The 19,495-nt window shown below is 71.5% G+C and carries 20 protein-coding genes; 8 read left to right on the top strand and 12 right to left on the bottom strand.

The genetic code is table 11. The features are described 5' to 3' along the window. Positions 1–18: 18 nt before the first annotated feature. Together BM424_RS14660 and BM424_RS14655 are read right to left on the bottom strand one after the other, a co-directional pair. On the bottom strand, positions 19–1,128 hold the full coding sequence (locus BM424_RS14660; protein ID WP_093417694.1) for a serine hydrolase domain-containing protein: 1,110 nt from the start codon (positions 1,126–1,128) through the stop codon (positions 19–21). Continuing rightward, a complete protein-coding gene (locus BM424_RS14655; RefSeq protein ID WP_093417692.1) occupies positions 1,125–2,438 on the bottom strand; it encodes a flavin-containing monooxygenase in 1,314 nt (437 codons plus the stop codon). The genes BM424_RS14660 and BM424_RS14655 overlap by 4 nt, the downstream gene beginning before the upstream one ends. A gap of 119 nt (positions 2,439–2,557) precedes the next feature. On the opposite strand from BM424_RS14655, the gene BM424_RS14650 reads away from it, so the two are divergent. The 3 genes from BM424_RS14650 (at position 2,558) to BM424_RS14645 (ending at position 5,226) form a co-directional block, all read left to right on the top strand. Beyond that, positions 2,558–3,178 carry a TetR/AcrR family transcriptional regulator gene (locus BM424_RS14650; RefSeq protein ID WP_245775859.1) on the top strand — a complete coding sequence of 207 codons (621 nt, stop codon included), beginning with the start codon at positions 2,558–2,560 and terminating at the stop codon, positions 3,176–3,178. 30 nt (positions 3,179–3,208) lie between these two features. Further along, the gene (locus tag BM424_RS28425; RefSeq protein WP_139274071.1) at positions 3,209–3,469 is read left to right on the top strand and encodes a hypothetical protein; all 261 of its coding nucleotides are present in this window, start codon (positions 3,209–3,211) and stop codon (positions 3,467–3,469) included. 194 nt (positions 3,470–3,663) lie between these two features. Further along, the gene (locus BM424_RS14645) at positions 3,664–5,226 is read left to right on the top strand and encodes a DUF4241 domain-containing protein (protein WP_093417687.1); all 1,563 of its coding nucleotides are present in this window, start codon (positions 3,664–3,666) and stop codon (positions 5,224–5,226) included. A 27-nt stretch (positions 5,227–5,253) separates the two neighbouring features. On the opposite strand, the gene BM424_RS14640 is transcribed toward BM424_RS14645, so the two are convergent. The 3 genes from BM424_RS14640 to BM424_RS14630 form a co-directional block, all read right to left on the bottom strand. Next, positions 5,254–5,970, bottom strand: coding sequence for a hypothetical protein (locus tag BM424_RS14640; RefSeq protein ID WP_093417684.1), 717 nt, complete (start codon positions 5,968–5,970; stop codon positions 5,254–5,256). 109 nt (positions 5,971–6,079) lie between these two features. Beyond that, on the bottom strand, positions 6,080–7,162 hold the full coding sequence (locus BM424_RS14635; RefSeq protein WP_093417683.1) for a winged helix DNA-binding domain-containing protein: 1,083 nt from the start codon (positions 7,160–7,162) through the stop codon (positions 6,080–6,082). A gap of 4 nt (positions 7,163–7,166) precedes the next feature. Continuing rightward, the gene (locus tag BM424_RS14630; RefSeq protein WP_093417680.1) at positions 7,167–7,736 is read right to left on the bottom strand and encodes a DinB family protein; all 570 of its coding nucleotides are present in this window, start codon (positions 7,734–7,736) and stop codon (positions 7,167–7,169) included. 62 nt (positions 7,737–7,798) lie between these two features. Between BM424_RS14630 and BM424_RS14625 the strand changes: the two genes are divergently transcribed. Further along, positions 7,799–8,752 (top strand): helix-turn-helix transcriptional regulator, encoded by a 954-nt coding sequence (locus BM424_RS14625; protein ID WP_175548098.1) that lies wholly within the window; start codon positions 7,799–7,801, stop codon positions 8,750–8,752. A gap of 20 nt (positions 8,753–8,772) precedes the next feature. Here BM424_RS14625 and BM424_RS14620 read toward each other — a convergent pair whose 3' ends face one another. Then, positions 8,773–9,426 carry a response regulator gene (locus BM424_RS14620; protein ID WP_093417676.1) on the bottom strand — a complete coding sequence of 218 codons (654 nt, stop codon included), beginning with the start codon at positions 9,424–9,426 and terminating at the stop codon, positions 8,773–8,775. Beyond that, positions 9,423–10,370 carry a HAMP domain-containing sensor histidine kinase gene (locus BM424_RS14615; RefSeq protein ID WP_093418249.1) on the bottom strand — a complete coding sequence of 316 codons (948 nt, stop codon included), beginning with the start codon at positions 10,368–10,370 and terminating at the stop codon, positions 9,423–9,425. The genes BM424_RS14620 and BM424_RS14615 overlap by 4 nt, the downstream gene beginning before the upstream one ends. Before the next feature lie 160 nt (positions 10,371–10,530). Here BM424_RS14615 and BM424_RS14610 point away from each other — a divergent pair, with 160 nt between their 5' ends. The 3 genes from BM424_RS14610 to BM424_RS14600 all read left to right on the top strand — a co-directional run bounded on the left by BM424_RS14610 (position 10,531) and on the right by BM424_RS14600 (position 14,136). Then, positions 10,531–11,643 carry an acyltransferase family protein gene (locus tag BM424_RS14610; protein WP_245775858.1) on the top strand — a complete coding sequence of 371 codons (1,113 nt, stop codon included), beginning with the start codon at positions 10,531–10,533 and terminating at the stop codon, positions 11,641–11,643. A 7-nt stretch (positions 11,644–11,650) separates the two neighbouring features. After that, entirely contained in the window at positions 11,651–12,673 is a 1,023-nt protein-coding gene (locus tag BM424_RS14605) for an LLM class flavin-dependent oxidoreductase (protein WP_093417670.1), read from the top strand. A 173-nt stretch (positions 12,674–12,846) separates the two neighbouring features. Continuing rightward, positions 12,847–14,136 carry an SLC13 family permease gene (locus tag BM424_RS14600; RefSeq protein ID WP_093417668.1) on the top strand — a complete coding sequence of 430 codons (1,290 nt, stop codon included), beginning with the start codon at positions 12,847–12,849 and terminating at the stop codon, positions 14,134–14,136. Between the two features lie 48 nt (positions 14,137–14,184). On the opposite strand, the gene BM424_RS14595 is transcribed toward BM424_RS14600, so the two are convergent. Genes BM424_RS14595 through BM424_RS14585 form a run of 3 tightly spaced genes read right to left on the bottom strand, consistent with a single transcriptional unit; the run spans position 14,185 to position 17,224 of the window. After that, positions 14,185–15,393, bottom strand: coding sequence for a metal-dependent hydrolase family protein (locus BM424_RS14595; RefSeq protein WP_093417665.1), 1,209 nt, complete (start codon positions 15,391–15,393; stop codon positions 14,185–14,187). Then, a complete protein-coding gene (locus BM424_RS14590) occupies positions 15,390–15,848 on the bottom strand; it encodes a GAF domain-containing protein (RefSeq protein WP_093417663.1) in 459 nt (152 codons plus the stop codon). The genes BM424_RS14595 and BM424_RS14590 overlap by 4 nt, the downstream gene beginning before the upstream one ends. Further along, positions 15,845–17,224 (bottom strand): MFS transporter, encoded by a 1,380-nt coding sequence (locus BM424_RS14585; protein ID WP_093417661.1) that lies wholly within the window; start codon positions 17,222–17,224, stop codon positions 15,845–15,847. The genes BM424_RS14590 and BM424_RS14585 overlap by 4 nt, the downstream gene beginning before the upstream one ends. Before the next feature lie 127 nt (positions 17,225–17,351). On the opposite strand from BM424_RS14585, the gene BM424_RS14580 reads away from it, so the two are divergent. Then, complete coding sequence (locus tag BM424_RS14580; RefSeq protein ID WP_093417658.1) at positions 17,352–18,224, top strand: MurR/RpiR family transcriptional regulator; 873 nt, start codon at positions 17,352–17,354, stop codon at positions 18,222–18,224. Positions 18,225–18,228: 4 nt separating this feature from the next. On the opposite strand, the gene BM424_RS14575 is transcribed toward BM424_RS14580, so the two are convergent. Both BM424_RS14575 and BM424_RS14570 read right to left on the bottom strand, forming a co-directional pair. After that, positions 18,229–18,876: a maleylpyruvate isomerase N-terminal domain-containing protein gene (locus tag BM424_RS14575; protein WP_093417656.1), complete on the bottom strand. Its 648-nt coding sequence runs from the start codon at positions 18,874–18,876 to the stop codon at positions 18,229–18,231. A gap of 25 nt (positions 18,877–18,901) precedes the next feature. Then, a complete protein-coding gene (locus tag BM424_RS14570) occupies positions 18,902–19,459 on the bottom strand; it encodes a TetR/AcrR family transcriptional regulator C-terminal domain-containing protein (protein ID WP_093417653.1) in 558 nt (185 codons plus the stop codon). Between the last annotated feature and the right edge of the window lie 36 nt (positions 19,460–19,495).

Raw genomic sequence — 19,495 nt, 5'->3', positions numbered from 1 at the left:
GGAGCGCCGGTACCGCGCTCAGACCCCCAGGCACTCGTAGGTCGTGCGCACGTAGTCGCGGGTCTTGGCCGCTCCCACGAGCTCGGCCGCCATCTTGTTCATCGCGTAGGCCAGCGTCATCCGCCGGTCGAGGTCGTTGACCACCACGGCACCGCCGTGCCCGACCCACCAGCAGATCCGCCCGGACGGCGTCGGCAGCAGCTCCGGCGTCGGCAGCGCGTAGCCCATCCCGAACGGGATCCGGTGTCCCAGAACCCGGTCCGGAGCGTCGGACTGCAGCTCGAAGATCCGCTCGATGACCTGCGACGACAGGTAGCGCCTGCCCCCGATCTCGCCGCCGTGCGAGATCGGCGACTGCATCCGCGCCACCGAGCGCGCGTTGCCCTGGCCGTTGAACCCGCCGAGCTCGGCGCCCAGGAACTCCCGCGTGGTGGTCACCTTCATCGAGAACAGCGGGTTGAGCAGCGCCCGCTGCCCGAACTCCCCCAGCTCCGGCGCGTGCGGCGGCGACTTGAGCCGCGCGACCCGCGCGTCCACCGATTCCGGTGCGCCGAGCCAGTAATCGGCGCCCAGCGGTTCGGCGAACCCGGTGCGCAGCAGCTCCCCGGCGGAGCGCCCGGTGGCCCGCAGCACGAGCTCGCCGAGCAGGTGGCCGTGGCTGATGGCCTGGTAACCCGACCCGTCCCCCGGCTCGAACCACGGCCGCTGCGCGGCCAGCAGCGCCGCCGCCCGGCGCGTGTCGTAGAGGTCCTCGACGGTCATCGTCGCGTCCCAGCCCGGAAGCCCGCTGGTGTGCCCGAGGACGTGCCGGACCAGCACCCCGCCCTTGCCCCGCTCGGCGAACTCCGGCCAGTAGCGCGCCACCGGCGCGTCCAGGTCCAGCTCGCCGGAGTCGGCGAGCCGCAGCACCACCAGCGCGAGCATCGTCTTGGTCACCGAGAACGTGTTGACCAGCGTGTCGGCCTCCCACGGCACGCCGTCGGAGGCCTCGCCGCCCCACAGGTCCACGACCGTCTCGCCGTCCTGGATCACGCACAGCGAGGCGCCGCGCTCCTGGCCGTCGGCCAGTCGTCGTTCCAGCAGGTCCCGCAGCGGTGCGAACCGGGGTGCGCAGCGACCGTTGGTCATCGGGCTCGTTTCCTTCCTGCGGCGATCTCGCGGCGCAGATCGCGGACGTACCGGGCGAAGTCGAGCTGGATGGTGTGCCGCGGCGCGTCGTAGTACTGGCGCAGGTGCGCGCGCTCGTCCTGCCCCATGATCCGCCGCATCCGCGCGGGATCGGGAAGCCGGTACTCGCCGGTGAGGTGCGCGGCGATGAGCTTGCTCTGCTGCTCGGCGAGGTTGACGATCGTCGGCGAGGCCTGCGCCAGCCCGGCGAAGTAGAGGTTGTCGATGCCGGGCTTGAGAATCCGCTTGTACAGCGGGAACCGGTGCTCGGCGTCGGGCTGCAGCTCCGCGTCGTCGAAGAACGGGAAGCTCATCGTGTAGCCGGTGGCGAACACGATCACGTCGGCCGCGATGCGCCTGCCGTCGGTGCACTCGATCTCGTCGCCGTCGAGCCTGCTGATCGCGGGCACGCAGGTCAGGTCGCCGGACCCGGACTTGGCGAGGAAATCGATGCTCACCGAGGGGTGCGCGGCCAGCGGTTCGTGGTCGGGTTCGGGCAGGCCGTAGTCCCGCATGGCGCCCACGTTGCCGCGAATCGCCTTCCGCGCCAAGCGCAGTGCCAGCGGTTTCGGCATCCAGGGCGGCATCATGAGCTTGTCGGCGGGCTTGCCGCCGCGGTACTTCGGCAGCACCCACACGCCGCGCCGGGCCGAGACCCACACGTGCTCGGCGATGGAGCGGTGCGAGAGCTCCGAGGCGATGTCCAGCGCCGAGTTGCCCATGCCGACCACCACGACCCGCTTGCCCCGCATGTCGACCGGCGAGAACGGGCTGCGGTAGGCGTGGCTGTGCAGGGTGGTGCCGGTGAACTCGCCCGGGTACTGCGGGGTGCGCGGGTTCCAGTGGTGGCCGTTGGCGACCACCAGCGCGTCGTAGTCGCGGGTCTCGCCGCTGCTCAACCGGACTCGCCAGCGGCCGTCGGAGGTGCGGGCGGCGTGCTCCACGCGGGTGTTGAAGGTGATGGTCTCGCGCAGACCGAAGTGCTCGACGTAGTCGCGGAAGTACCGGTGGATCAGCGTGTGGTGCGGGAAGTCCGGCCAGTCCGGGGGCGCCGGGAAGTCCTCGAACTGCAAGCGGGTGGTCGAGGTGTCGATGTGCAGCGATTCGTAGCAGGCGGACCTTCCGTTGGGGTTGTCGAAGTACCAGTTCCCGCCGACGTCGTCGGACTCCTCGAAGCAGTCGTAGCGGATCCCCGCGTCGCGCAGCCGCTTGGCGGTGGTGAAGCCGGAGCACCCGGCACCGATGATGCAGACCACCGGATCCGAACCCATCGGCAACCTCCTCGTCGCGATGCGATCGACGAACGCTCCCTCGCGGAGCGATCGCCGGTCGACTCTGCCATTTCGCTGACGCGGTGTCTAGTGAGTGGATGCCGGGTAGGGTCGGGCCCGTGACGACCCTCCGGCAGCAGCAGAAGCAGCGGACCCGCGGTGCCCTGCTGACCGCGGCCCGGCGGTTGTTCGTCGAGCGCGGCTACGCGGCGGTCACCGTCGACGACATCACCACCGAGGTCGGCTGCAGCCGCGCGACCTTCTACCTGCACTTCAGCGGAAAACCCGACGTGCTGCGGCGGATCGGCGCCGAAACGGTGCAGCAGCGCGCGGTCTCGGTCTACGCCGACCTGGACGAGGTGCTGGCGAGCGGCTCGCGAGCCGAGTTCGCGGAGTGGCTGCGCCGCGCCGTGGACTGGTTCGAGCGCAACCGGGACATCCTGCCGGTGTGGGACGAGGCGGTGGCCCTGGAACCCTCGTTCCGGCCGATCGCAACGGAGGCGGTGGCGGAGCTGCCGGCGGCGATGCCGCGCTACCTCGAGCGGTGGGGCCAGGACCGCGACGACGAGGCCCGGCTGCGGGTCGGGCTCCTGGTGACCCAGCTGGAGCGGTTCTTCACGCGCTGGGCCGTGCAGGGCACGCTGGACACCGGCGAGACCGATCCCGCGGTGACGCTGACCGACATCTGGTACCCGGCGTTGCTGCCGCCCGAGCAGCGCCACTCCACCGAGTCGGACTGAAAAGTCTTTCACATCAATTCGTTTCGCTGAGTGATCGCGACGATCACCCCATCCAGCGATGCCGATTCGCTCGCCTTTTCGAACCGCGCCGTGCATCATTTAGTACATGAGTTCGAATGCGATGAACCCCGGAATTCGACCCCCTCGACGGTCCACAGTGCTCGGAAGGAACGCACCGATGTTCACGACGATGCCCGCACCCCAACCGGAATTCGCCACCACGCATTCTTTTTCGCGCGGTCCACCGCCGCTGACGGCATGACGCACCGCACCGACCTCCGGGCCGGTTGACCCAACATGCCTGCGCGGCTTGCTGTTTGACAACTCCAGAGTGGGAAGACGAGACCGGAGGCGCTCTGCGGTCGTCGCGCGGGCCGATCACGCCCGCGCGACGACCGCCATCCCGGCGGCGCGAGGTGATCAGAACCGAAGGCGGGCCCCGCCACGTGTTCACAACGACCCGACCGCACAACGGAAGAGCCCCCATGCCGATCCCCGCCCCCGACTTCGACCAGATCTTCGTCGACGGTTCCCGCCACGAGCTCTCCGACGGCGACGGCGCCACCGTCCGGCTGCACCGGGAGACGTCGCTGTGGATGCCCTCCGGCAAGGTCTACGCCGGTGAGCCCTTCATGTTCGGTTCCGCCGAGGACGGGGCGTTCGTCCAGGAGGTCCCGCCGGGCACCTACCCGGTGGTGCTGGCCGAAGCCCGCTTCGGCGAGGCCGACCAGCCGAGCTGGTACCAGGTGGTGGCCGCGATCAAGATCCAGGTCCGCGACGAGCCGTCCACCTCCTGGGAGATGGCCGTGGTCGCCGGGCAGGACGCGACGACGCTGGACGGCCACTCCTTCTTCGGCTACCCGGTCGACGGCGGCACCGGTGGTTTCGTCGACGCGGGCAACCTCGCCCACTGCGACGACGAGGACTACATCGACCGCGTCCTGGAATGCCTGGAGGAGCGCGACTTCACCGGGGTCGGCAGGCTCGCCGACGAGGAGGACCGCACGATCGTCGTGGTGTGCTCCTCCGGCGGCGGCGACGGCCACTACCCGACCTGGGTCGGCCGCAACGCCGACGGTGAGATCACCTGCTTCGTCACGGACTTCTTCGTCCTCACCGGCGACGACGAGGAGGACGAGGTCGATGACCGGGGCGATGACGGGGACACCGGCCCGGACGAGAACGCCTTGGAGGAGTACGCACCGGGCGACTACGCCACCGGTGACCGGATGCGCGTCGGGCAGACGTTGCGCCGCGAATCGCTCACCTCGCCGAACGGGCGCTTCTCGCTGGTGCACCAGGACGACGGGAACATCGTGCTCTACGACACCGAGTCGCTGCGGGCGTGGTGGGCGTCGAACACCTGCGGCGCCGACACCGCCTTGTGCGCGCTGCGCGACACCGACGGGCTCGTCCTGTTCTCCCCGCGGGGCAAGCGAATCTGGTGCAGCGGGGCGACGCGCCCGGCCACCGAGCTCGCGGTGCGCGACAGCGGCGAGGTCGTCATCACCGACGCCGGCGGCGAGACCGTCTGGACCTCCGGCAGCGCCTCGGTCGCGCCCTCGGGACCGGCCGCGATTGGCGACCGGATGCTGCCCGGCCAGACGCTCGGCCGCCAGTCGCTGACCTCCGAGTCCGGTCGTCACACGCTGACCCACCAGGACGACGGGAACCTGGTGCTCTACAGCAACGAAGGTCGCGGAGCGCTCTGGGCCTCCGACACCCAGGGGCGCGGGACCGGCCGCTGCAAGCTGCTCGACAGCGGCGATCTCGTGCTCTACGACCGGCGCGGCGGGATCGTGTGGTCGACCGGGACCGACGGCCACCCGGGTGCCGTGCTCACCGTCGGCGACGAGGGCGTCGAGCTGCGCAACGCCGATGGCGTCGCGGTCTGGAGCATCCGCACCGCCCGGGGAACCGAGTGCACCGCGCCGCTCGCCACGACCGCGGCGACACCGGCCGTGCCCCTGCAGCCGTTGCTGGCCGCCGAGATGATCGCGGCGGTACCGGCCATTCCGGCGGTACCGGTCGAAGAACCCCGGAACTGACGGGATTCCCGCGATGTCCGCCGGGCGTCAGTCCCCCGCCTTGACCGGCTCGGGCTTCCCGTCCTCCTCGTCGCCGACCTTGTCCTCCCCTCGGCGGCGGAAGAACTGGAAGCCCGGGATGCCGGCGATCGCCCGGCGGACGTCGTAGGTGACCTCGAGGAGTTCGTGGATCTCCGGACCGACCCGGTCGAGCGTGCGCAGGATCGGCAGGATGTCCGACAGCACGTGCTCGGTGAGCTGCGGGAGCTCGTCGACCAGCCGGATCGCCGCGTCGACCTCGGACTCGGAGAGCTCGTCGACGAACCGGTCCAGCAGCGGCGCGGCCTTCTTGGCCGTCGGCGCGTAGACCGCGAGCAGCTCGTCGGCGTCGGCCGAGGTGCGCCGCACCTGGTCGACGGTCTTGGCCGCGTCGTCGCACACCCCGCTCGCGCGCCCGACCACCGCCTCGGCCATCGCCGAGACCCGCCCGGCGTCGGAGACGATCGGCGCCGCGGCGACGGCGACGGCCCGGGCGTCCTGGATCGTGTCCTGAGCGTCCTCGACGGTGCCGTTGGCTCGCTGGACCAGGTCCTCGACCTGGTCGACGACCGCGGAGATGCGGCGGACGAGCTGCTCCGCGTCACCGAGGAGACCGAGGACGCGGGTCGGGGCGGTGGCCACGGCGGTGGCCGATTCGGTCGCCCAGCCCACGGTCGACTTCGCGAGTCCGAGGACGTCGGAGGGCGCGGGTACGCGGAACACCATGTCCTCCACTGTGCACACCCGTTGATCGAATCGCCACCACATCACGGCGCGTCGCCGGTCACCGCGGAGCCGTTCCCCCGGGAGGTACGGAGGTTGCGCCCCCGGGCGCCTACTCGATCCTCACGCGGTCGCCGGCCCCGTCCGACAGGAACGCGGCCAGCGCAGCTCCCCGTTCGAGCAGTTCCGTCCGCTCGCGGCGGGAGAACCTGCGCAGCGGCGCGATGTCCACCGTGTCGCCGGTGCACCGCCAGGTTCCGGCGACGCGCCCGTCCACCAGGACGACGCGCTCACCGGCCACCGACACACCGCGGTGCTCGTCGTCGACCACGCGGCTGCGGTCCTGGTATCCGAGGACCGCGTTGTCGAAGGCGGGCAGGAACCGCACGGGCGCAGGCACGTCCGGGTCCGGGCGCGGGGCGTCGGGCAGGTCCAGCAGCTCGCGGCCGCGCACGTCCCGGAACGACACCAGTTCCGCGCGCAGCGCCTTGACCGCGTCCGGCAGTCCCGCCAGACCCGACCAGGCGCGGATGTCGGCGGTGGCGGCGGGACCGAAGGCCGCGAGGTAGCGGCGCACGAGCTCCCGCCCCACCCCGTCGTCCGGTGAGGCGGGCTCGACCTCGCGACCGAGCCAGGTCGAGATCGGCAGGTAGCGCGCCGCTCCCCCGGTCCGCCACAGCCCGCGCGGCGGCAGCTGGACCACCGGGATCAGCGCCCCCACCAGCGTCTCCCCCAGCGCTCGAGGGCTGATGCCAGGCCGGTTCCGGGCCACCGCGGCGCCGAGCTCGGCCATCGAACGCGCCTCGCCTCCGTCCAGCACCTCCCGCCCTTCCGCGGCGAGCTCGTCGAGGTCCATCCCCGACAGTTCGCGCCGGTAGACGCCGAGGACGCGCTGCAGCAGCATCGCCTCGTGGCGCGTGCGCCAGGCCAGCACGTCCTCCGCCGTCAGCAGGTGGATGGTGCGGCGCATCAGGTGCGTCCGCACCACGCGCTTCGCGGTGAGCAGGTCCGAGAGCTCGGCCGGGTCGAACGCGCGCAGCCGCGACCAGAGGCCGACGAAGGGTTCCTGCGGTTGCTGGGCCTGCAGGCCGCACAGGTGCGCGACGGCGTCGCGCGGCGCGAGTGCCGCGGGTTCGAGCAGCAGCTGCCGGGCCAGGCTCGCTCGGTTGAGCGCCCGGTCGTCGAGAACCACCACGGGATCAGGTGGTGGTCCGGCCGTCGAGCGTTTCGCGGATGATGTCCGCGTGCCCGGCGTGCTGGGCGGTCTCGGAGATCACGTGCAGCAGCACGCGCCGCGCGCTGAGCACGGTGCCCGGCTCGTTCCACGGGGCATCCGGCACCGGGTGCTCGATCAGCAGGTCCGGCAGCGCGGCGACGATCTCCTCGGTGCGGGCCGCCACCTGCGCGTAGCGCTCCAGGATCCCGTCGAGGGTGTCGCCGGGCAGCATCTGGAAGTCGTTGAGCCGGTCGGTCATCCACTGCGGGTACTCGCGGGCGGTGCCGGACTCGATGTCACTCCAGGTGACACCGTCGGGCAGGTCGAAGGACATCGCCGACGAGCCCTCCACGACGAACCGCAGCCATCCCTCCTCGGTGCTGGCGACGTGCTTGACGATGCCGCCCAGGCACAGCTCGCTGCGGGTGGGACGTTCGCCCAGCTGTTCGTCGCTGAGGCCGCGCACGGTGATGAGCACCTGTTCGCGCGCGGTGGCGAGTTCGGCGAGCAAGTCCCGCTTCTCGACCTCGAGCGCGTTCTTCGTAGCAGTCATACGAGCAGGGTGGCACCGGTAGCGGTCAGGACGTGTCCGCTATCGGGTGCACGATGGGAGATATGCCGACCACCTCAGCCCGGTTGCTCGCGCTGCTGTCCCTGCTCCAGGCACGGCGGGACTGGCCCGGTCGCGCGCTGGCCAAGCGCTTGGAGGTCAGCGACCGCACGGTGCGCCGCGACGTCGACCGGTTGCGGGAACTGGGCTATCCGATCTCGACGGTCAAGGGACCCGACGGCGGGTACCGCCTGGAGGCGGGCAGCGACCTGCCGCCGCTGCTGTTCGACGACGAGCAGGCGGTCGCGCTGGCCATCGCGCTGCGCATCGCCACCACCGCGGGCGCCGGCATCGAGGAGGGCGCGACCCGCGCGCTGACCACGGTGCGCCAGGTGATGCCCTCCCGGCTGCGGCACCGGATCGACTCGCTGCGGGTGACCGCCGTGGAGCGCAGCACGGCGCACCGGGTCGGCAGCGACGTGCTGATGGCGCTCAGCGGAGCGGTGCACGCGCGCGAGGAACTGCGCTTCGACTACAGCGGGTCCGAGGCCCCGCGCCGGGTTCACCCGCACCACCTGATCACCTGGGGCGGGCGCTGGTACCTCGTCGCCTGGGACCTCGACCGCGCGGACTGGCGGATCTTCCGCGCCGACCGCATCACGCCGCGCGTGCCGACCGGACCGCGCTTCACGCCCCGCGCGCTGCCGGGCGGGGACGTGGCGGCCTTCGTCCGCGGCCGGTTCCAAGGGTCGCAGGACTGGCCGTGCCGAGGGGAAGTCGTCCTCGACCTGCCCGCGGCCACGGTCTCCCGCTACACCTACGACGGTGTCGTCGAGGCGCTGACCGACGACCGGTGCCGGCTCGTGCTCGGGTCGTGGTCCTGGCGGGCGCTGGCCGCCGAGATCGGCAAGTACGACGCGGACATCGAGGTGATCGGTCCCGCGGAGCTCAGGGCCGCCTTCGCGCGACTCGCGGAGCGGTACGCGAAAGCGGCCTCCGACCAACCCGGTTCGAGATGAACGACGGCGAACCCGGACGCTCAGGGTTCGATGAGTCCGGCCCGGATCGCGTATCGGGTGAGCTCCAGCCGGTCCTTCATGCCCAGCTTCGCCATCAGGTTGGAGCGGTGGCGCTCCACGGTCTTGATGCTGATGACGAGCAGGTCGGCGATCTCCTTCGAGGAGTGCCCCTCGGCGACGAGCTTGAGGATCTCCTCCTCGCGATCGGTGATGGCCCGCTCCGGTACCGCCGCGCCGTGCTCCACGCGCTCGAGGTAGCTGCGGATCAGCGCCGTCACCGCGCCCGGGTACAGGAACGGCTCGCCGCGCACGGCGGCGCGGCAGGCCTCCACCAGGTCGCGGTCGGCGACGGACTTGAGCACGTACCCGGAGGCACCGGACTTGAGCGCCTCGAACAGGTACTGCTCGTTGTCGTACATCGTCAGGATCAGCACCCGCAGGTCCGGTTGCAGCCGGATCAGCTGGCGCGCCGCCTGCAACCCGGTCAGCCGCGGCATCGCGATGTCGAGGATGGCCAGGTCCGGCCGGTGGGTGCGGGCCAGCTCGACCGCCTCGGCCCCGTCACCGGCCTCGGCGACGACGGTGAGGTCGGGCTCGTTGTCGAGGATCAGCCGGACTCCGCGCCGGACCAGCACGTGGTCGTCGGCGAGCAGGATGCGCGTCGGGTCGGTCATCGCCCGCTCCCGTTCTGGATCGGCACGTCGAGCCGCACCTCCGTACCCCCTTCGGGAGCGGGCTCGACCGCCAGCACGGCACCGGCGAGCAGCGCGCGCTCGCGCATGCCCCGGATGCCCGCGCCCTCCGCGGCGTCACCGATGCCCACGCCGTCGTCGCGGATCCGCAGCCGCACCGCGGAGCGCTCGACGCGCACGCTCAGATCGATGCGGGCGGCCTGCGCGTGCCGGACGGCGTTGGTGATGCTCTCCTGCGCCACCCGGTAGATGACCAGCTCGACCTCCTCGCCCAGCTCGGGCAGCTCGCCGTCGATCCGGCAGCGCGCCGCCCCGCCGCGCACCTCCGCGGTGAGCGACTTGAGCGCGCTGGCCAGGCCGAGCTCCTCCAGCACCCCGGGGCGGAGCCGCCGGGCGATGCGGCGGATCTCGTCGAGGCTGTCGCGGGTGGTCTCCTGCACCTGGTGCAGGGCGGTGGCCACGGCTTCCGGCGCCTCGTCGGACACCCTGCGCATCTCCAGCAGCACCGCGGTCAGGCTCTGCCCGACCTCGTCGTGGAGCTCGCGGGCGATGCGGCGGCGCTCGGCCTCCTGCGCCGACAGGGCCCGGGCGTTGCTCGTGGCGCGCTCGATCTCGAGCCGGTCGAGCATCGCGTTGAACGCCTTGATCAGGTCCGCGATGCCGCCGTGCCCGGCCACCGGCGGGCGCGAGCCCGGCCGCAGCAGGTCGATGGTGGTCATCGCGCGGGTCAGCCGCCGCAGCGGCAGGAACCCGATGCGCAGCAGCAGCGCGTTGGCCACGAGCATCGCGGCCAGCCCGGCGACCAGGATCAGCCCCTCGGCGGGCAGCACCGGCGTGGACACCGTGGCCGGGCTGAGCACCAGCAACGCCGTCGCGCCGGAGAGCACCGCGGCGTTGAGCAGGAACACCCGCCAGAACAAGGACACGCCCACACCTCCTCACACCCCCTTCATTCGACCACCGGACGCGGTTCGAACACACATACGGGTGGGGGCGCTCGAGGAATGGGTGTCAACCCCGATGTCGAAAACCGCCTGTGTGGGTGAGGCTGAGTCGGGTACCTGCGGCAGAGGAAGAGCGACAAGCGTGACAACAGCCGGATCCGGCGGGGCGAAGAGCCGCCGGAAGATCAGCTGGGATCTGGTTCGAGCCGGCTGCGTGGTGCTGGTGATGCTGTACCACTCCACCAGCCTGAGCGTTTTCCTTCACCCGGAGCTGGAACCGCGTGCCGTCGAGTTCCCCTACCAGGTCGGCGCCAGCCTGCTGCTGGTCGTCTCCGCCTACTTCGCGTGCGTGACCATCAGGCGCGGCACGATGCTGCGCTACTGGTGGGGCCGGATCGCCAGGCTGCTGCCGTCGTTCCTGGCGGCGGTGGTGATCAGCTACTTCGTGCTGCGCGCGTTCCCGATCGAGGGCTGGTTCTTCCCGCTGCCCGAGGACCTGCGGGCGAACCTGCTGATGCTGTGGCACTGGAAGCCCCAGGACTACCCGTTCATCGACGGTTCGCACTGGACGGTGCCGTTGCAGCTGATGGGCTTCACCGCCGCGGCCCTGCTCTACAAGAGCAGCTGGGGCCACGGCAGGCGGATGCTGATCATCATGTGGGTGGCGGTGATCCTGCCGCTGCTGCAGTGGCCGATCCGCATCAACGACCCGGTCGAGAGCTACCGGGTGGTGGTCGACGGGATCGGCATGCACCGCTGGCACCTGTTCGTGGCCGGTGTGGCGATCTGGATGTGGTCGGTCAACCGCCTGAGCACGCCGCACTTCGCGACGCTGCTGGCGCTGTGCATGGCGGCCCAGGAGGTGCACAACTACACGCGCACCCCGGAGGGCCTGCTCGCCGACACCGGTTCGTCGGTCGCGGTCGCCATCGGCATGTGCGTGATCGCACTGGTCGCGCGTTCCCCCGACCTGCCGATGCCGCCGCTGCTGGCTCGTGCCGTGACCTGGTTCGCCGGCATCTCCTACGGCACGTTCCTGATGCACCAGGCGATCGGCTACATCGTGCTGCGCAAGCTGCAGGACGTGGGCGTGGACACCATCACGCAGACGCTGGCGATGCTGGTCACCGGCACCCTGCTGGGCTGGATGCTCACCCGGGTGGTGGAAAAACCCGCCCACGAACTGCTGATGCGCCCCTTCACCCAGCGCGGTTCGGCTCACACCCGGGAAACAAAAGCCACCGGGCAGCGTTGAACCCGGTGTGAAGAAGATCGGGTTCCTGTCCTTCGGGCACTGGTCGGACTCGCCGCACTCGCAGACGAGGACGGCCTCCGACGCCCTGCACCAGGCCATCGACCTGTCGGTGGCCGCCGAAGAGCTCGGCGCCGACGGCGCCTACTTCCGCGTGCACCACTTCGCGCGGCAGTACGGGTCGCCGTTCCCGCTGCTGGCGGCGGTCGGGGCGCGGACGAGCCGCATCGAGATCGGCACCGGCGTGATCGACATGCGCTACGAGAACCCGCTCTACATGGCCGAGGACGCCGGGGCGGCCGACCTCATCTCCGACGGCCGGCTGCAGCTGGGCATCAGCCGGGGGTCGCCGGAGCAGGTCATCGACGGCTTCCGGTACTTCGGCTACCAGCCGCCGGAGGGCCAGACCGACGCGGACATGGCGCGCACCCACACCGAGGTGCTGCTGGAGGTCCTCAAGGGCGGCGGTTTCGCCCAGCCCAATCCGCGGCCGATGTTCCCGAACCCGCCCGGCCTGCTGCGCGTCGAACCGCACTCGCCGGGCCTGCGCGACCGCATCTGGTGGGGGTCGGGTTCCAACGCCACGGCGCGGTGGGCGGCCGAGCTGGGCATGAACCTGCAGAGCTCCACCCTCAAGGACGACGAGAGCGGCGAGCCGCTGCACGTCCAGCAGCGCAAGCAGATCGAGGCCTACCGGGAGGCGTGGCGCGCCGCGGGGCACGAGCGCGAGCCGCGCGTGTCGGTCAGCCGCAGCATCTTCGCCATCGTCAACGACCTCGACGACATGTACTTCGGCGATGAGGACAACACCGAGGACAAGATCGGCAACATCGACGCCCAGACCCGGGCGGTCTTCGGCCGCTCCTACGCGGCCGAGCCCGATGTGCTGGTCGAGCAGCTGGCCGAGGACGAGGCGATCGCGGCGGCCGACACCCTGCTGCTGACCGTCCCCAACCAGCTGGGCGTGGACTACAACGCCCACGTCATCGACAGCATCCTCCGCCACGTGGCCCCGGAGCTGGGCTGGCGCTGATCCTCCGGGCGAGCCGGCCCCGCGGCCGGTGCACCGGAACTGGCTGAGCCAGTCGGCCAGTTCGGTATTGACTTCGCCGCGCGATTCACGGAAAGTGGCTGAGCCAGTGAGCCACTGTGCCGCGCACCACACCCCCTCGTGGTGCGCGGGCCCGCGCAGGCAAGGAGGCAAAGGTGCCGCCCGAAGTCATCTCGATCCTGGTGCTGGTCGCCGCGTTCGCCATCGCCACCACGTTGTCGGTGAACATGGGCGTGCTGTGCTTCGCAGCCGCGTTCCTGGTCGCCACGGTCTTCGGCGGGCTGTCCGAGGACGACATCTTCGACGGCTTCCCCGGGGACCTGTTCGTGGTCCTGGTGGGCGTGACGTTCCTGTTCGCGATAGCCCGGGCCAACGGCACGACCGACTGGGTCGTGCAACGCGCCGTCCGCATGGTCGGCGGCCGCATCGCGCTGATCCCGTGGGTGATGTTCGGCATCGGCGCGGTGCTCACCGCGATCGGCGCGGTCAGCCCGGCGGCGGTGGCGATCGTGGCTCCGATCGCGCTGAACCTCGCCGCCCGCTACAAGATCAACCCGCTGCTGATGGGCGCGATGGTCGTGCACGGCACGCAGGCCGGCGGGTTCTCCCCGATCAGCATCTACGGCGGCATCGTCAACGAGGTCGTGGCCAACAGCGGCCTGCCGGGCAGCCCGGTGGCGCTGTTCCTGGGCAGCTTCGCCGCCAACGCGGTGATCGCGGGCGTGGTGTTCGTGGTCTTCGGCGGGCTGCGGCTGCGTCGCGCCACCGAGGCCCGGCAGCTCATCGCGACCGGTTCGGGCGGCACCGGCGGCGCCATCGCCGCCGACGACCGGGACGAGGACCTCCGGCTCAACCGCGACCGCGTGCTGACCCTGGCCGGGCTGGCCGTCCTGGTGATCACCACGCTCGGTTTCGGCCTCGACGTCGGCCTGATGGCGATGAGCATCGCGGTGGTGCTCAGCGTGGTCTCGCCGAAGATGGGCAAGGCCGCTCCGGCCGAGGTCGCCTGGCCGACCGTGCTGCTGATCTGCGGTGTGCTCACCTACGTCGGCGTGCTGGAGAAGATGGGCACGATCGACTACGTGGGTCACTCGGTGGCCGGCATCGGCGTTCCGCTGCTGGCGGCGCTGCTGCTGTGCTACATCGGCGCGATCGTGTCGGCCTTCGCCTCGTCGGTGGGCATCATGGGCGCGCTGATCCCGCTGGCGGTGCCGTTCCTGCAGAGCGGCAGCGTCGGGCCGATCGGCATGATCACGGCCTTCGCGGTGGCGGCCACCGTGGTCGACGTGAGCCCCTTCTCCACCAACGGCGCGATCGTGCTGGCCAACGCCAAGGACGTCGACAAGGACTCCTTCTTCCGGCAGCTGCTCGTCTACGGCGGGGTCATCGTGGTGGCGGCGCCGCTGGCGCTGTGGATCCTGCTGGTGCTACCGCACTTCGGCTGACCGGGGCCGGCCGGGGCGCGCCGCTCGCGACGCGCCCCGGCCGCGACCTCAGACCAGCTCGCCGCCCTGCACGACGTGGCGGATGCGCTCGGGTTCGGCCAGCGCGGCGATGTCGGCGAGCGGGTCGCCGTCGCAGACCACGAGGTCGGCGCGCGCTCCGTGCCGGAGGGTGCCGATCTCGCCGCTCATGCCGAGCAGCTCGGCGGCGGTGCTGGTGGCCGAGCGGATCACGTCCAGCGGCCGCTGCACCTCGCTGCGGATCCGGAACTCCTCGTTCTGGTGGCGGTGCATCCCGCCGAGCAGGTCGGTGCCGTAGGCGATCTTCACGCCGCCCCGGTGCGCGGTCTCCAGCGCGGCGAGCCCGGCGCCGAGCACCTCGTCGACCTTGCGCCAGCTGTCCTCGGGCAGCCCGAACTCGCGCCCCTCGGTCTTGAGCGCCCAGTAGGTCACCAGCGTGGGCACCAGGAACGCGTCGTGCTCGAGGAACTCGGCCACGTTGGACTCGTCGATGAGGTTGCCGTGCTCGATGGAGCGGATGCCGGCGCGCAGCGACCGGCTGACCGAGCGCGCGGTGTAGGCGTGCGCGGCGACGTAGCGGTTGGCGGCCTCGGCCTCCTGCACGACCGCGTGCAGCTCGTCCATCGAGTACTGGGTGGAGTCGATCCGGTCGGTCGGCGAGGCCACCCCTCCCCCGGCCATCACCTTGATGTGGTGGGCGCCCTTGCGGAGCTCGTCGCGGGCGGCGGCGCGCACCGCGTCGACGCCGTCGGCGATGCGGCCGAGCCCGGCGCAGCACTGGTGCCCGTCGTGCACGCGCGTGCCGCGCGGGCGGCTGTCGCCGTGCCCGCCGGTCTGGCTCAGCGCCTTGCCGCAGAACGCCAGCCGCGGTCCGCGGATGAGCCCTTCGGCTTGCGCGTCGGCGAGCCCGAAGTCCGCGCCGGACGCGTCGCGCACCGTGGTGAACCCGCGGTCGAGCATGCCGCTCATGATGCGCGCGGAGTGCGCCGCGGCGTAGGCGGGCGACCAGGTGGTCAGCGCCCCGAGATCGGCGGTGGCGGCGGTGACGTGCACGTGCGCGTCGATCAGGCCGGGCAGCACGGTCGCCCCGCCGAGGTCGACGATCCGCGCGTCATCCGGGGCCTTGAGCCCGGGGCCGGTCTCGACGATGCGGCCGTCGGCGCACAGCAGGTCGCCCTCGGCGTACTCGCCGGTCTCGACGTCGAGCAGAGCGCCGGAGCGCAGCAGCAGTGTGGTCACGGGGTCGGTTCCTCCTCGGGTCGGTCGATGCGCTGCACGAGTTCGCCCAGCGCGGGTGCGGCCAGCACCGCCAGCTCTTGCACGCGCGGCACCTGGGATCGGCGGTAGGCGCCCGGCGCGTCGAGCAGGTTGAGCACGCCGAGCGCGCCGGAGTCGCCCACCACGGGCACGTTGATCACCGACCCGCAGCCGAGTTCGGCGATGAGCCGGTGGTCGGCGAAGACCTCCCGCACCGAGGCCTCGTCCGGGCCGAAGTAGGGCTCTCGCGCGACGATGCAGCGCTCCAGCCAGTCCGCGGCGACCTCGACGCTCTTCTCCCCGCCGACCGGGTACTGCTCGGGGTGACTGCTGTGCGCGCGGTGCAGCACGCGGCGACCGGGCAACCACGCGAGCACCGTGAACAGCCGCACTCCGACGTCGCGCCGGACGCGTTCCTCCACTTCGGACAGTCTCATCGGGCCTCCGCCTTCGTTCCGCCGGTTTCGGTGAGCTCTTCCAGCGACCGGCCCGCGGTGGACAGCCCGAACAGCAGGGTGCACACCACGCCGACCGCGAGCACGGCCGTGGTCAGGCCGAACACGCCGGCGAAGCCCAGCGAGGCCGCCGACAGCCCGATCACCGACGGCGCGATGATGCTGCCGACCCGGCCGAACGCGCTGGACAGGCCGGACCCGGAGGCCCGGATCCAGGTCGGGAACACCTCCGGCGTGTAGGAGTACACGGCCGCGTAGGTGCCGTTGAGGAAGAACGACAGCACCGCCGCCGAGGTCGTGATCAGCACCGGGTCGGTCATCTGGCTCATCCAGAACGCGCTGGCGGCGGCACCGGCGAGGTAGAGCGCGATGGTGTTCTTGCGGTCCAGGTACTCGCCGAGCCAGGCCGCCGAGAAGTACCCGGGGACCTGCGCCAGGTAGATGATGATCGAGAACTCGAAGCTCTTGGTGACCGTGATGCCCTGCTGCACCAGCAAGGTCGGGATCCAGGTGAAGAACCCGTAGTAGGAGAAGGTGATCACGAACCAGATGAGCCAGGTGATCGCGGTGCGCCGGGCCATGGAGCCGCTCCACAGGTACTTCAGCGCGGACAGCAGCCCGACCTTGCGCGTCTCGGCGGGCTTGTCGACGACGGCCTCCGGAACCGGCGGCAGCTCGGCGCGGGTGGCCGCCCGAACCTTCGCCTCCAGGTCGACCACGACCTCCTCGGCTTCGGCGGTGCGGCCGTTGGCCAGCAGGTAGCGGGGTGATTCGGGCAGCGAGCGGCGCCACCACAGCAGCAGCACGATCGGCGCGGCGGTGATCACCTGCGCCCAGCGCCATCCCTCGGGAACGGGCTGCACGACGAAGCGGCCGAGCAGCGCGGCGGCCACGAACCCGAAGGAGAAGAACCCGGCCAGGGCGCCGACGAACCAGCCGCGCCGCGCGGCCGGGACGAACTCCGACAGGAAGGGCGCGATGATCGCGCTCTCGGCGCCGGCGCCGAACCCGGCGAGCACGCGGGCGCCGAGGAAGATCTCGTAGTTCGGCGAGAGCGCTCCGACCACGGAGAACAGGGCGTAGACCGCCAGGGCCCACATCATGACCTTCTTGCGTCCGATGCGGTCGCCGAGCAGTCCGGCGCAGGTGGCTCCGAACAGGAAGCCGAAGGGGGTGGCGGAGCCGATCAGGCCGAGCTGGGCGTTGGTCAAGCCCCATTCGTCCTGAACGCTCGGCAGCAGGAAGGCCACCACGGCCGAGTCCATGCCGTCGAAGGTGTAACCGAGGCCGCCCAGTAACAGCAGCAGGTAGTGCGGCCGGCTCAGCGGGAGCCGGTCGAGTCGGGCCAGCAGGGACACGGGGTGCCTCCCAATGCGTCTCAGCACCAAGCGAAAGTGCACAGCAACATATAGTGCACAAATCGCGAACTGCAATACCTGTTGCGTTGAGAGCTCGTTAAGCTGTGCCCCCGACGAGAGGAGCCCCATGACCGACGGCGGGCCCGACGGCTTCGAGGCGTGGCTGCGCGGACGCGTGCCCGAGCGCGGATTGCGCAGCAAGGGCGCGTCCGTGCTGCAGGTGCTGCTCACCCAGCCGAGACGCGTCTCCTACGGTTCCGCCGCCGAGGCCGCCGCGCTGGCCGGGGTCAACGTCGCCACGGTCAGCCGGACCGCGCAGGCGCTGGGCTTCACCGGCTGGTCCGACCTCCAGCAGGAGCTGCGGGCCCGCTACCTGTCCTCGCTGAGCGCACCGGACGTGGCCTCCGCGCAGCACACCGAGGGCGAGCTCGGCACCGCGTCGCTGCGCCGGGACCTGGAGTCGCTGGCGGTGCTCAACCGCCGCCTCGACGAGCAGCTGCTGCGCACCGTCGCCGAGGCGATCGCGCGGGCCCGGCGCACGGTGATCGTGGCCAACGGCAGCTACCTCGCGGTCGGCTCCGCGCTCGGCCACAACGTCCAGCTGGCCGGCTACGACGCGAGCGTCGTGCACGACGAGGCCGAGCTGGCCAACGCGATCTCGCGGGTCGGGCCGGACGACGTGGTGATCGCGATCAGCTTCTGGCGGCTCTACCAGAGCACGGTGACCGCGGCCGAGGAGGCGCACGAGCGGGGCGCGCGGGTCTTCGCGCTCACCGACGCGGCCAGCCCCGCCCTGGCCGCGGCCGCCGAGGAGGTCGTGCTGATCCCGGCCGAGGGCGTGGCGTTCTTCCCGTCGCTGGCACCGGGTTTGGCGATGGCGCAGGCGATCGCCGCACAGCTGTCCACGGTGGACCCGGACCGCACCCGCCGGTCCATCGAGGCCGCCGAGGCCCAGTGGTCGCGGTTCCACCTGCTGCACCGCACACCCCGGCGCGACTGAGCCGCTACCCGAGCACGAGCGGCACGCCGGCGGGCAGTCCGTCCAGTTCGGACTCGGTGGGGGCGCGCCTGCCGGTGCCCACCAGCAGCGCGTCGGTGTCCGACAACGCCGCGGGGAACGGGGTTCCGGCGATCCGGTCGAGCAGGTGCCGCGAAGCGGCCAGGGTCTCGCCGGGCGGGCCGGGCACGTGCGGCAGGTGCGCGACCAGGTCGAGGTGGTGCAGCGTCCACTCCAGCACGTAGGCGTCGAGGAAGTCGGCGACGGTGAGGACCTCGCCCTTCGTCTCGACCCGGCCCTGCGGATCGGCGAGCCGCGCGGCCCGGCCCGCGGCCGAGCCGACGTCGTCGAGGTGGAACTTCAGCAGCCGCGGATCGTGGTACGCGGCGGCCAGCCGGATCGTCAGCGCGTCCAGCGGGTCGTCACCGCTGGGCTGCGCGGGCGCGAGATCCCAGTAGGTGACGGCGTTGCGGGTCGGTTCGGACTCCGCCGGTGTGGCCAGCGTGATCAGGACGTCCTGCGCATCGGTGATCAGGTGGCACACCAGGTCCCGCACCAGCCAGCCGCGGCATCCGGACGCCCGCAGCAGGTCGTCGTCGGCGAGGTCGGCGACCACCGACCGCAGCGACGTCCACGCCGTGGTGAACAGCTCCATCCCGCCACGGTAACCAGCCCGGCTTTCACGCGGCCGACACCCGGGCGCGCAGACCGTCGAGCAGCAGGTGCAGTCCCTGCTCGAAATCCGCCGCACCACCGGGATTCCGGTCAATCGCACCTGCGCTGGCGGCCTGCATCGCGGTCTGCTCCTCGACGGTGTGCCCGAAGACCAGGTGCAGGATCGCGCGGGTGCCGACGTCGACCAGATCCTCCGGCAGGCCGCCGTCGGCGAGCGCGGAGCGCAGCGCGGCGGCGGGCTCGCGGGCGCCGAGCCCGAAGGTGTGCGCGGTGACGACGACCTCGGCGCCGTCCCGGTAGGCGAGCATCGCATCGCGCAGCTCGCCGCAGATCTCGATCACCCGCCGGTCCCAGCGCTCGGCCCGGCGGGGCCTGCTCCCCCGCTGCAGGATCTCGTCGGCCACGGCCGCCAGCAGCGACTGCTTGTTGGGGACGTGGTGGTAGAGCGCGCTGGGCTGCACGCCGAGCTCGGAGGCGAGCCGGCGCATGGTCAGCGATTCCAGCCCGTACTCGTCGAGCACCGCGACGGCTCGTTCCACGACGTCGCTGCGGTGGTAGCGCACTCGAGACCTCCCGTTGACCGATCGACTCCCCCAGTC

This window comes from Saccharopolyspora flava, from assembly GCF_900116135.1.
Classification (GTDB): domain Bacteria; phylum Actinomycetota; class Actinomycetes; order Mycobacteriales; family Pseudonocardiaceae; genus Saccharopolyspora; species Saccharopolyspora flava.
The sequence above is the reverse complement of the archived record's forward strand: the minus strand, read 5'-3'. Positions and strand labels throughout refer to the sequence as shown.